General features: G+C 63.4%; 13 protein-coding genes and 1 tRNA gene. 7 read left to right on the top strand and 7 right to left on the bottom strand.

Annotated elements, in window-relative coordinates:
* Positions 1 to 397: 397 nt before the first annotated feature.
* Positions 398 to 589 (bottom strand): hypothetical protein, encoded by a 192-nt coding sequence (locus C493_RS01265; RefSeq protein WP_049889067.1) that lies wholly within the window; start codon positions 587 to 589, stop codon positions 398 to 400.
* A 418-nt stretch (positions 590 to 1,007) separates the two neighbouring features.
* Here C493_RS01265 and C493_RS01260 point away from each other — a divergent pair, with 418 nt between their 5' ends.
* The 6 genes from C493_RS01260 to C493_RS01235 all read left to right on the top strand — a co-directional run bounded on the left by C493_RS01260 (position 1,008) and on the right by C493_RS01235 (position 5,166).
* On the top strand, positions 1,008 to 1,334 hold the full coding sequence (locus C493_RS01260; protein ID WP_007257572.1) for a DUF5785 family protein: 327 nt from the start codon (positions 1,008 to 1,010) through the stop codon (positions 1,332 to 1,334).
* A 107-nt stretch (positions 1,335 to 1,441) separates the two neighbouring features.
* Positions 1,442 to 2,203 (top strand): GTP cyclohydrolase III, encoded by a 762-nt coding sequence (locus tag C493_RS01255; RefSeq protein WP_007257571.1) that lies wholly within the window; start codon positions 1,442 to 1,444, stop codon positions 2,201 to 2,203.
* Between the two features lie 230 nt (positions 2,204 to 2,433).
* The gene (locus C493_RS01250) at positions 2,434 to 3,063 is read left to right on the top strand and encodes a CBS domain-containing protein (protein WP_007257570.1); all 630 of its coding nucleotides are present in this window, start codon (positions 2,434 to 2,436) and stop codon (positions 3,061 to 3,063) included.
* A gap of 226 nt (positions 3,064 to 3,289) precedes the next feature.
* Complete coding sequence (locus C493_RS01245; protein WP_007257569.1) at positions 3,290 to 4,516, top strand: phosphoglycerate kinase; 1,227 nt, start codon at positions 3,290 to 3,292, stop codon at positions 4,514 to 4,516.
* The gene (locus tag C493_RS01240) at positions 4,482 to 5,000 is read left to right on the top strand and encodes a GNAT family N-acetyltransferase (RefSeq protein ID WP_007257568.1); all 519 of its coding nucleotides are present in this window, start codon (positions 4,482 to 4,484) and stop codon (positions 4,998 to 5,000) included. Before C493_RS01245 ends, C493_RS01240 begins: the two co-directional genes overlap by 35 nt.
* A 92-nt stretch (positions 5,001 to 5,092) precedes the next feature.
* Positions 5,093 to 5,166, top strand: a tRNA-Thr gene (locus tag C493_RS01235).
* Here C493_RS01235 and C493_RS01230 read toward each other — a convergent pair.
* The 5 genes from C493_RS01230 to C493_RS01210 form a co-directional block, all read right to left on the bottom strand.
* Complete coding sequence (locus C493_RS01230; protein WP_007257567.1) at positions 5,148 to 6,203, bottom strand: helix-hairpin-helix domain-containing protein; 1,056 nt, start codon at positions 6,201 to 6,203, stop codon at positions 5,148 to 5,150. The genes C493_RS01235 and C493_RS01230 overlap by 19 nt on opposite strands.
* Before the next feature lie 164 nt (positions 6,204 to 6,367).
* Complete coding sequence (locus C493_RS01225) at positions 6,368 to 6,670, bottom strand: hypothetical protein (RefSeq protein ID WP_007257566.1); 303 nt, start codon at positions 6,668 to 6,670, stop codon at positions 6,368 to 6,370.
* Positions 6,667 to 7,740 (bottom strand): Mrp/NBP35 family ATP-binding protein, encoded by a 1,074-nt coding sequence (locus C493_RS01220; protein ID WP_007257565.1) that lies wholly within the window; start codon positions 7,738 to 7,740, stop codon positions 6,667 to 6,669. The genes C493_RS01225 and C493_RS01220 overlap by 4 nt, the downstream gene beginning before the upstream one ends.
* 313 nt (positions 7,741 to 8,053) lie before the next feature.
* Positions 8,054 to 9,196 carry an RNA-guided endonuclease InsQ/TnpB family protein gene (locus C493_RS01215; protein WP_007257564.1) on the bottom strand — a complete coding sequence of 381 codons (1,143 nt, stop codon included), beginning with the start codon at positions 9,194 to 9,196 and terminating at the stop codon, positions 8,054 to 8,056.
* A 323-nt stretch (positions 9,197 to 9,519) separates the two neighbouring features.
* Positions 9,520 to 9,843, bottom strand: a complete 324-nt coding sequence (locus tag C493_RS01210) for a hypothetical protein (protein WP_007257563.1) — start codon at positions 9,841 to 9,843, stop codon at positions 9,520 to 9,522.
* Between the two features lie 138 nt (positions 9,844 to 9,981).
* On the opposite strand from C493_RS01210, the gene C493_RS01205 reads away from it, so the two are divergent.
* Complete coding sequence (locus C493_RS01205) at positions 9,982 to 10,314, top strand: DUF5783 family protein (protein WP_007257562.1); 333 nt, start codon at positions 9,982 to 9,984, stop codon at positions 10,312 to 10,314.
* A 34-nt stretch (positions 10,315 to 10,348) separates the two neighbouring features.
* On the opposite strand, the gene C493_RS01200 is transcribed toward C493_RS01205, so the two are convergent.
* Positions 10,349 to 11,611 (bottom strand): polysaccharide deacetylase family protein, encoded by a 1,263-nt coding sequence (locus C493_RS01200; protein ID WP_007257561.1) that lies wholly within the window; start codon positions 11,609 to 11,611, stop codon positions 10,349 to 10,351.
* Positions 11,612 to 12,162 lie beyond the last annotated feature (551 nt).

The following is a 12,162-nucleotide window of genomic DNA, read 5'->3' as shown; positions in this document are numbered from 1 at the left end:
TACCGTTTCCGTGCGGTTAATTATTCACGATTCGTTCAGCAATACAAGTAGATGACACAGGATATACTGTACCGGACGGTTACCGCGTGGCTCCTCGCAGCGATTGGGTTTTACCTGTACGCGATCGGACACGGGACAAACTCCTTCGGTGGTCGGACTGGAGCTGTTGCGCCGAGTGTACTCGAACCACTGTCTCACCTGCTGTTGGTCGTCATCGTGCTCGTACTGATTGGACTCCCCGCGTACGCGGTGTTTCGCAGTAAGCAGTAGCGTATTCATCGCTCCTTCGATAGCTGAGCGAAGCCACAAACCGGAGCCCCGCAATGGTGGTGTGTCACTCCGAGCGAAGTGGGAAGACTCCGGTCGGCCACCCCGCCCCCACTCGAGTCCCACCGTCCTACTCGTCGAACTCGAGTGCGGGTGGCACGACCGTACAGCCGCAGGGAACGGCCGTTCCGACCGCGGGTTCGGAGACGGCGGTCGCGACGATCGCCCGTCCGCAGGTCGGACACTCGGGGAACGATCGCGAGTCTTCGCCCGACTCCGCGAGGGCGCCGTTCCCGCCCTCGGGATCGCCGTTCGGGCTCACGTCGACCACCCGCCGGCTGTCGCTACTCGGTAGTGGTGTCGGTGCGTCCGTCGTTCGGGACGTTTATATCCCGACAGAATGTATGCAATCATGGCTTCAAGCCTCTCGGCTGGAAGCCGCGTCTCGGGTGCTATGATCACCCGGGGCATTTCCGTACCCCCGACGGAGACCGGCTTCCGCCCTAATTGTCGGCCTATAATTCCTTATAACTACCGATTGGTGGGTGAAATAACGTCGCACGGCGGACAAGATCGGTCTCGATCCGCCGGGAGCAACTCCCATTGCTGTACGGTCTGTGGCTTGTACGAGACATTATCTACGCCGTGAGGACTGCACGCCGAGCGCAGCGACCCCGTTCCGGATCGCTGATCTGTCGCCAACAGTAATCCTTTTGCGGGACCCCTGCACACGTCGGAGTATGAGCAGTGACTGGCCAGTCGACCCCGACGGCGAGGAAGGCAGCGAGGGCATGCGCAAGTACGACATGCGAATCATCGCCGACAAGGTCGACGAGGAGGAGGACTTCCCGATGGACGTCGCCGAATTCGTCGACGAGTACGGCGACTACCCGATCCGGATCAACCACCGCAAGGTCGTCCCGATGAGCGAAATCTTCGAGTACGTCGAGGAAGCGGAGTTCGAAACCATCCTCGAGATGCACAAGGGCGTCGGCGCCGCCATGCGAGCCGGCGACTTCTGGGAGTACCACCCGAAGGGCGCCAACCCCGAGATAAAACACGCCTGAACCCGTTCTCGAGCGTTCAGTTCCCGTTCTCGAGCCCCCGACTCGACCCCATCACGAATCTGGATTACGTATCACTTATACGACGCCGTTCGAAAGACTCTCTCACCGTGACTAATACGCAGGTTACGCTCGTCCAGATCGACAACTACGGGCCGTGGACCGTGACGCCGGAGCCCCGACGGGAGGCCGATCTCCAGACCATGCAGTCTCGACTCTACGCCGACATCTCCCAGTTCGTCGGCAACCGCGGCGGCTACACCTTCTTTACGCGCTTCGACAACATGGTCGCCGTCACGAACGGCCTCGACCGCGAGGACCACGCGCTCCTCCAGGAGTCCGTCGGCAACCGCTACCCCGTAACCCTGAGCCTCGGCGTCGCGACCGGCACCAGCCCCGTCCAGGCGCTCGCCGACGCGACCGCCCGCGTCCAGGACGCCGGCAGCGCACAGGACGAGAACCGACGCGAGTGTCTCGAGGGCCGGACGATCGACGACGTCCACCGGACCGACGACGACGTCCAGATCGCCCACTTCGACGTCGTCAACGCGACGGGCAACTACACGGACGAACTCAACGCTTTCGACACCTTCATCGAAATCGAGCAGGGGTACGCCGAACTGATGCGCCACATGCGCTACAGCCACGACAGCCTCTCGTTTTTCGTCGGCGGCGACAACATCATCGTCGTCTGCCCCGACCTCGAGGAACCCGACTACGAGGAGGCGATCGAGCACGTCGCCGAGGCCGTCGACGTCGAACTGCAGGTCGGCGTCGGCCGCGGCGAGAGCGCCCACGACGCCGGCTTCGCCGCGAAACACGCCCTCGAGACCTGCCGGGCGGACGGCACGCGCGTCGAACTCGAGTGGTAGCGCCCGACGGCGGACACGCACGCACACGTTACGTGAACGCCGATGTTCGAGGCACGAAATGCCTCGAACGAGGGGCGATTCGCCCGTCGATCCCTCGAGTACTAGACGGTTGACGTATTGCGACGAACCGGCACGAGGAGTCTCGAGGCGCCGAATCACGAATCTTCGTCACGGATTCGCTTAAGTGTGGCGGGGGTAGTTTTTAGCACAGCCACGACCACTGTTCTCACATGGAATCAGAACTGTCGGTCAGAGACGTTTTGACGACCGAATACGTCGGCGTCAGTGAATCCGATACCGTTCGCGGCGCCGTCGAACTGATGCGCGAGGAGCGCACGAGTTGCGTGCTCGTCGTTCGTGGCTCGGAGCCGGTCGGGATCATGACCGAGTGGGACGTCCTCGGCGTCGTCGCCGACGACGGCGACCCGAACGAGACCGCCGTCGGCGACGTGATGACCACCCCCGTCATCAGCTTCGCGCCCGACCGGTCGCTCACCGACGCCGCCAGCGCGATGGCTCGCGAGAACATCCGCAACGTCGTCGTCGAGAACGAAGACGGCGTGCTCGGACTCGTGACCCAGCGAGACGTCATCGCCGCCGCGGGTTCGTTCCAGGCGACGATGACGCCGCCCCGCTCGAGCGCGGATTCCCTCGAGGGGGCAGCGCCGGCCGACGACCGCGCCGCCCAATCGGTCACCGCCTCGAGCGCGGACGACTCGGCCGACGCCGACCTCCAGATGCTCCCGAACGGCGGCGACGAGTACTCGACGCAGGGCGTCTGTGAGGCCTGTGGAACCCTCGCGGATTCGCTCTGGGAGTCGAACGGACAGCTGATCTGTACGGACTGCCGGACGGTCTGAGTCCGATATGGCATTACACGCACGTGAGAGACCGAATCGACACCGCCTCCGTTCTCCGTCTTTTGCTCCCTGAACTCTCGCCGTCTCCCACCGCGCCGCTTACGGAACGACCGGTCGGTCGGACTCGCGGTCGCGACGACCGATACGCCGCCGAGCTGACAGCAGTCCCCGACAGCGATTTCTCCGATAGAAAGACCTTTCGGGTGCCGCGGTGCACCTGTGGATAATGATCGATACCCTCGACGACCTCGACGTCGAAGGGACCACCGTCGGCATCCGCGTCGACATCAATAGCCCGATCGCTGACGACGGTGGCCTCGCCGACGACGCCCGACTGCAGGCCCACGTCGATACCCTCTCGGAACTGCTCGAGCGCGGCGGTCGAGTCGCCGTGCTCGCCCACCAGGGTCGACCCGGCGGCGACGATTTCGTCTCTCTCGAGTCCCACGCCGACCGCCTCGCCGAACTGCTCGGCCGCCCGGTCGACTACGTCGACGCGAACTTCAGCGTCGCCGCCCGTGAGGCCGTCGACGCCCTCGAGAACGGCGACTGCGTCGTCCTCGAGAACACCCGCTTCTACAGCGAGGAGTACATGGAGTTCGAACCGGAGCGCGCCGCCGAGACCCACCTCGTCCAGGGGCTCGCGCCGTCGCTCGACGTCTACGTCAACGACGCCTTCGCGGCGGCCCACCGCTCCCAGCCCTCGCTCGTCGGCTTCCCGACCGTCCTGCCCGGCTACGCCGGCCGCGTGATGGAGTCGGAACTCGACGTCCTCGGCTCGATCGAGGAGACGCCCGAACCGCGGATCTACGTCCTCGGCGGCGCGAAGGTCTCGGACTCGATCGACGTCGCCTGGTCCGTCTTAGAGAAGGGGCTGGCCGATCACGTCCTCACCGCGGGCGTCGTCGGCAACGTCTTCCTCATCGCCGACGGCGTCGACTTAGGCGACGCCAGTTCGGATTTCATCTACGAGCAGGGCTACTGGGACGAGATCGACCGCGCCAGCGACTTGCTCGACGCCTACGGCGACTCCATCGCGCTTCCGCGAGACGTCGCCGTCGAGCGCGACGGCGAACGCTACGAGATCGGCATCAACGCCTTGCCGCCGGAAAACGAGGAGGCCGCCATGGATATCGGCTCCTCGACGCTCGAGTACTACGAGCGCCTGCTCGAGGGCGCGGGGACGGTCATCCTGAACGGCCCCGCCGGCGTCTTCGAGGAGGACGCCTTCGAGACGGGAACGAGACGGCTCTACGGGATGGCGACCGACGTCGACACGAGCATCGTCGGCGGCGGCGACACCGCCTCCGCGCTGCGCCGACTCGGCGTCGAGGGCTTCTCGCACGTTAGCACCGGCGGCGGCGCCGCCCTGCGGATGCTCACCGCGGAGCCGCTGCCCGCCGTGACCGCACTCGAGAATGGTCCCAGACAGCAACAGCCCGCCGACGATTGAACGCGCCGCGCCGAGCGACCTCGAGACGGTCGCCGACCGCTGGGTTGCCCTCGCCCGCGACCAGCGACGCCACGACTCCGCCGTCCTCGCCGACGCCAACCGCGAGGCGATGCGCCAGACCCTCGCGGCACACCAGGCCAACGACGGGCTGCTCGTCGCCCGCGACGCCGGCCGAATCGTCGGCTTCGCCTCCTTTCACCTCGAGCACGGCTCGCTCGCCCTCGACACCACCCGCGGGATGCTCTCGAATATCTACGTCGAGCCCGCCTACCGCGGACAGGGGCTGGGCGGCGCCTTACTCGAGGCCGCCGAAGCCGAACTCGAAGAGCGTGGCGCCGAGGCCGTCGTCCTCGAGGTGATGGCCGACAACGAAGCCGCCCGGCGGTTCTACGACCGCCAGGGTTACGACGCGTATCGGGTCTCGATGGAGCGTGACCTCGAGGGCGAAGACGGTCAGGACGACGAACGCGATCACGATCCCTGACTCGAGGGCGCCGCCGGCGTCGACTCGACGGGACCCGACGCCCGGTCCGAAAACGATACACATTCAAAGGAGGACGGCCAAGTCGAACCCGTGCCAGAGGAGCATGGGCGGTTCATGCACTCGACTTGTAATCGAGACTCCCGGGGTTCAAATCCCCGCTCTGGCTTGTACTTCTCGAGCGAGAACGGCGACTAGCGGACTCGAGTCAGGCCTGTGACCGTGCCGCTTCGATCCACTCGGAGGCGCGCTTCTCGGTGATGTCGGCGACGTCGGCGACAAGTCTGCCTGTGCGTCGGCGAGGTCGGCGACGGTGTCGATGCCCGCCTCCGCGAGTCGGTCCGCGTAGGTCTGTCCGACGCCCTCGAGGGCCTGCAGGTTCCGTGCGGTCGCGTCGACGGCCTCTTCGGTAGCGGTTTCGATCGCGTCGGTCGTCTCGATGGCAATTTCTTCGGTCGCGTCGGCGGCCTCGCCGGCCAGCTGTTGGCCCTCTCGCTGTGCCGTCTGAGCGACGAACTCGGACTGCTGCTGGACGGTTTCGGCGGCGTCTTCGGCGCGGTGGACGCCTTCGATCGTCTGCGTCTCGGTCTCCGTGTGGGCCTCGAGGACGGCGTCGGTCGATTCGGCCAGCAGCGTCCGCTGTTGATCGGTCAGGTCGTCGACGGCCTCGAGAAACGCCGCCTCGAACTCGTCCCAGGTCTCCTCGTGGCGTCGTTCGAACTCGTCGAACCCCTCGTCCATCGCCGAGCGGACGCTTCGTTCGTCGCCGTCGCCCGTTCCGTTCATCGCCGCCTCGAGGGCGTCGAACTGGACGTGGAGCAGCCGCTGGAACAGCGCGGCACTCTGCTCGAACTGCTCGTTGACGAGCTGTTGAGTCTGTTCCATCCCCTGTTCGAGCTGCTGGTTCAGCAGCTCCTGTGTCTGTTCGGTGCCGTTCTCGAGTCCCTCGCCAACGGTCGATCGAACGTCGGCGGCGCTCTCGTCGAGGGCGGACTCGACGGCCTCGAGCTGGGCGTCGACCAGCTGTCGAGCGAGTTCGGTCCCCTGTCGCTGGGCGCTGCGCTGGGCCGCCAGTCCGTTTCGGAACATCGTCTCGGCGGCGTTTTCCTGGAACGCGAGCCCCTGTTCGAACAGCTGCTGGCTCTGTTTGATCGACTGGCGCTGCAGTTCGAACGTGGCCTCGAGGGGTGTGGTCGTCTCGGTCATGAGTCTGTCCGACCGAACAGCACCGGACGACATAAGCTGCACCCCTAAGTGGTTTTAGAAACCATTTGATACCATAGAGAACCAACTACGATAGCCGTAACTGTAGCTGCTGGTTTCGGTCGAAGCTGTTTGATCGGACAAAACGACGCGACTCGAGTCCCGACTTAGCGCCCGAGACCGCCGCGTTCGTTCACCTCGAGGATGAACTTCACGTTGCGGACGATCTCCTCGGGCGTGGTCTCCTCGTCGGGATCGTAGAGGTCGCTGGTCCGGTACAGAACGTTCGCGAGTTGTTTGCTCTCGCTGGTCTCGCCGCGGACGTCGTCGCCGATCGCACGCAGCGTCGCGACGCGTTCGGGATCGGGTTCGAACTGGGTCTCCGGATCGACACCGGTTGGATCGGTCGGTTCGGAACCGGCCGCATCGCCGTCCGCCGACTCGCCGTCGTCCGCACCGTTCGTCGTCATCGTTCGGTCGAAGCGTTTCGCCGCCGTCCCTGGGAGACGCCGCGTCGGTGGACGATACCCGTGTTGTTCGCGACGTTCTCGGTGATCGTCCGGAACGCGTCGGCGGTCTCGCTGTCGTCCTCGAGGACGGTCGGCCTCCCGGTGTCGCCGCCCTCGCGGACGGCGGGGTCGAGCGGGATCGAACCGAGAAACGGCATCTCGTGTTGGTCGGCGAACTCCCGGCCGCCGCCGGCGCCGAAGATGTCGTGTTCGCTGCCGCAGTCGGGGCAGGCAAAGGTCGCCATGTTCTCGGCGACGCCGAGGACGACGGTGTCGTGTTTGCCGAACATCTCGAGGCCCTTCCGGGCGTCGTCCAGGGCGACGTCCTGGGGCGTCGTGACGATGACGGCGCCGGTGACGGGCATCGTCTGAAGCATCGTCAGCTGGGTGTCGCCGGTCCCCGGCGGCAGGTCGACGACGAGGTAGTCGAGGTGGCCCCATTCGACGTCCTCGGTGAGCTGTGTGATGACCTTGTGGACCATCGGACCGCGCCAGATAACGGGGTCGTCCTCGCCGGTGAGGAACGCCATGCTCATCAGCTTCACGCCGTGTTTTTCCGGCGGAACGAGCGTCTCCTCTTCGGTCGTCATCGGCGGCTCGTCGGCCTCGAACATCCGGGGGACGTTCGGACCGTAAACGTCGGCGTCGAAGAGCCCGACGCTGGCGCCCAGCTGCGAGAGGCCAGCCGCGAGGTTGACCGAGACGGTCGACTTGCCGACGCCGCCCTTCCCGGAGGCGACGGCGATGACGTTCTTGACGCCGGGGAGGACCTGATCCTCGCTGGCGACGTCGTCGCGGTCGGGAACGCTCGCCGAGAGGTCGGGGTCGACGCCCTCCTCGAGGAGGCGCTCGCGGATCTCGCCGGCGATGTTGGTTTCTGTCGGCGAGTACGGTGCCCCGAGCGCGAGATCGATCTCGACCTGGTCGCCGTCGACGGTAACGTCGTTGACAAGTCCGAGCGAGATGATATCGTCACCCAGTTCCGGATCCTCGACCGTCCGGAGGCGGTCGCGAACGGCGTCTTCGTCCATGCCCGTAGGTACGCCCCGTGGTCGAAAAGGGTTGTGTTGTGAACTACCCCTGCCTACTCACTCACGGCTTGCGCCGTTCGTTCCTTGAGGCAGGGGCTTCCTGTTTCAACGACGTTGTCAGACTACGTCTGACAGCCCGTGAGATATGATCTCACGAACGCGACTTGCAGACACGGAAAACGAGTCCACAGCGGTCGCAGTCTTCACAGGCGTTACTTTGGAGTGAACCACTCCTATAGTAGTCAGTGAAACGATTTACACACCGATCGCAATGCTGTCCTGCGATCGGGTGTGCATTGACTTTCACTGACTACTATAGTTTCTCTAGACCACGCGATTTCACATTGAGAGCTGCGTTCCAATCTCTATCCAACTCGAATCCACACGACGGGCACGAGTGCTCCCGAACCCACAACGGCTTTTCAGTCTCCACTCCACACTTAGCACACTCTTTCGTCGTTCCGCGTGGATTCACCTCGACGTAGTGCGTTCCGTGCTTGTCGCAGTGATGTTCGAGAATCGCCCTGAAATCACTCCATCCAACTTCGGCCTTGTTCCGCGCGTTGCCATCTGCTTCCAGCATCGACTTCACGTTGAGGTCCTCGACAAACACAGCGTCGTACTCTTTCGCGTAGAAGTGCGCGAGCTTGTGCTTGTAATCGTGCTTCTTGTTCGACATTCTCGCATGGACCTTGGCAACGCGACGGCGTTGCTTCTCCCAGTTATTCGACTCGTGTTGCTTGCGGGAGAGTGAGCGTTGCTCATGTTCGAGTCGCTCTCGCTCGGCAGTTAAGTCGAGTCGACCGATAGACCGCCCGTCCGAGTCGTGAATGAAGTTGAGTACGCCGAGGTCAAGCCCTACGGTATCTTCAGAGTCGATGTCGTCTACAACTGGCTTTTCTGGCTCTTCAGTTCTGATGCAGAACGAGGCGTCCCATGCTCCCGTGGGTTCTTTCTTCACTGTGACTTCCTTGATAGCGGCGTACTCTGGCAGGTCACGGTGGAGTCGGATTGGAATTTCCAGCGTTTCGCCGCGGACTTTTTTGAGTCGAAGTATCGCTCGGTCTCGTGGGCCACTCTTCTTGTCGAGTTCGAAGCCCGATTGCCGATACGTAAAACTCCGATACTCACGCAGTCCTTTCCAGTTCAACGAGCCAACAGCGTATCCCTTGGCTTTGAGCTTGCCGAGGTTGGTAATGTTGGTGTGGATGCGTTCGACAGCTTTCTGCAAGACGGTGGAGTAGACCTGTTTCAGGTCAGTCCACTGTTGCTTGAGCTGTGGCAGGTTGTCTCGGACTTGCCAGACGCGCTGTCGAAGCGTTCCGTCGTCTTCTGGAATCTGGTTGAATTCGTGGAGCGCGTGGTTGTACACTTGTCGCACGATGTCACGAGTCCAGTCGAGACTCTCCCGTTGCTCGGTCGTTGGGAAGAGTCGGTATCGTGGACTGTACTCCATACGACTTGCTGATGTCTATGGATTGTGTTAGTTAAGAACTTTGATTAGAATTGGTTGTGAGTCGTGCAGGCGCTGTATCCCCTCCCTGCTCGCTCACTACGTTCACTCCCTGAGGAAGGGGGGTTAGCGCCCTCTCTTTCAGCTAACCGTTTTTCTTCGGGTTGTCGAGAAGCGCCGAAGCCACTTCGAACGATTGCCGTCGCCTCGCTGGCTCGAGTTCATTTGCGAGGTGCCGGTCACTCCGGGTGCAACGCGTGCAAAATACCGAGGTGCCGGTCACTCCGGGCACAACGCGTGCAAAATATCGACCTCCCGGAGCCCGCTCACGCGTTGAAGTCGAACCGCGGCCCGCCGTAGGTCGGCGGGTCCGGATCGAGTTCGACCCCCTGCTCGTAACGCACGAAGTTCAGGTAGTACGGCCGACCGCAGCCCTCGACGGGATCGCCCTCGAGGTCCGTGACCGGTCCGTCCTCGCCGCAGACGAACTCGATTCCGTCGGCGGACTCGCGGTCGGGGTCGTCCGGTTCCGCGTACTCCCACCCCGGCTGGCGGACTTTCGTGACCGACCGATCCGCCAGATCCGGCGGTCGCTCGAGGCTGACGACGGCGTTGCAGTGGGGACAGGTGTAGCGAACGGTGACGGTCATTAGCGGGGGATAGGGGACTCGAGAACGTAAGCTTGCGGCCGCAAGCGGAGGGCCGTCGCATCGGTCGTCGGTCCGTGCGGGCGGTTCGCCCACCTTGCGGTCCAAACCGTTTACCCGCCGGCGCGCCCAGTCCCGTCCATGACCGATTCCAGCGCCGAGTTCGACCCCGAGCAGTTCGAAGACAAGTACGTCCACTACTTCGACGAACTCGAGGAAGCGTACTCGAACGCGTACGACCAGCTTCACGGCCGGTACGACTCGAAGGTCCTCCGAGCGATCGACCGCAAGGTACTGAGCGAGAGCGAACCGTTCTACGAGGGAAGCGGGGAGTTCCGCGTCGAACTCCCCGACGACGCCGGCGAACGCGTCGGCGCCGTGGCCGACCACGACCAGTTCGAGCCCCTCCTCGAGGAGTTCACCGACCGGATCGACCGCGAACTCCGGCGAATCTTCGGATTCGCCGACGAGTGACGCGGGCGGCGAGCCACGGCCGCGTTCGCAGCGTCTAGAGCACGTACTGGTCGGCCATATCGACGGGCGAGATCACCTCGAGTTCGCCCTCGCTCTCGAGGTCGGCGAGTCGCTCGGCCGTCTCCTGGAGCGCTTCGATCGCGTCGTCTTCCTCGAGCTGGTAGAACGGAATCGCCGTGATGCCGCCGTACTCGGCCGTCCACTCGAGCAGTTCGGGGCCGTCGCCGGGATCGGGCGAGTTGGTTATCGAGCAGAGATGTGGGTTCCCCGCGTAGCCCTGTGCGGGCGCCCCGCCCGCGAACGCGATATCGTAGTTCTCCTGGACGATTTCGTAGGCCGTTTCGGTGTACGTCGCGCCCGGGTAGGCGAAACAGCGGGCGCCGTCCTCGTAACCCTCGCCCTCGAGCCACTCGATGGGGCCAGTGATGTTGTCCTCGAGGTCGTCCCCGGGAGCGTCGACGTCGCTGAGCTGGGAGCCCTGTGCGGAGTAGCTGCCGATCGTCCAGCCGGCGTCGGCGAGGTCTCCGATCTGGTCTTCGGTAAGGTAGTCACCCGCAGCCGCCGCGTCGGGACCGATTCGGTTCGTCGGAACGAACGCGGCGCCCGTCAGCCCGTGTTCCTCGAGGGTCGAGAACCCCTGTGTGTAATGGGTTTCGTGGCCGCCGTGGAACTGAAGCATGACCTTCCCCGGCCGTTCCGGACGGGGTGTGAAGTAGAAGTCGTCGACCCACAGCCGAGCGTCTTCGGCCCAGTAGACGACCTGCAGGACGATAACCTCGCTCAGGTCGGGATCGCCGCGAATGCGAGTGAGCCCGAAATTGTGTCGCGTCAGGGGTCCGTTTTCGACCACGCGCTGGCTGAACTCGGCGTAGTCGCCGTTTTCGTCCTGTAGTTGAATCAGAATCGTACTCCCGGTTTCGCCGGTCATCGCGATGCCAGGAACGACGTCCTCGACGTCGATCGGTTCGTCCAGGCTCCGTCGCATCCGAACCTGGCCGTCGTCTTCGGGGTCGAGGACGGCCGACTGTGATCCCTCTGACGATCGGTCCGTATCTGCCTCCACCGACCCGTAGTCTTCGTGCGCGAACCACAGGTCGAGGTCTTCGAAGTCGTCGAACGTCCCGACCAGATCGTGGTCGGTGTCGGTCGTCTCCGTATCAGCGTCGGAATCGTCACTGTCGTCGGACTCAGTTCCGTTCGATTCGTCCTGAGTGTCCGTATCCTCCTGTCCACTGAGACCCATACAGCCAGCGAGCGTGACTGCAAGTCCCGTCGCGAGGTAGCGTCGTCGATCCATCGGTACGTCAGTGGTGGGGCCGAGTACCACATTTGTTATTCTGTCAATAGCTCGCGAGTGACAGTTATCGAGACGACAGTGATTCGAAGTAATGAGATCCAACTGAGCCAGAATTGGCGGGTAGCAAAGCAGTCAGTACCCCCATTCGTTCCCGTTCATTGCGAGTCGATCGTCAGCCACCCCAACGAGACACTGCACCTCGTGCACGACCGACCTACTGACGGTAGTTCCGTCCTTGGAACGATCATCGGACCTGAGTGTCACGTGAAAGGGTCAACGAACGGATACAGTAGTTGCGTACACTCGTCGTCGACCGTTGGACACAGTGGGAACGACGGGACACCGGCCGCTGCGAAATATCGTAGCCACTCAAACGATGTACACACTGATCGCAACGCCGTACTGCGATCAGATGTGCAGTGACGTTCAGTGGCTACTATCGGAAACGAGACTCGCGGACTCGAGTTGACCCCGACGCAGTCACCCGGAACACCTTTGACGCTGACCGGAATCCGTACGCGTATGATCGACGAGACAGTCGAGGAGATCCA

Source organism: Natronolimnohabitans innermongolicus JCM 12255 (genome assembly GCF_000337215.1).
GTDB lineage: Archaea > Halobacteriota > Halobacteria > Halobacteriales > Natrialbaceae > Natronolimnohabitans > Natronolimnohabitans innermongolicus.
Note: the sequence above shows the minus strand (reverse complement) of the source record. Positions and strands in the feature narration are given on the sequence as shown.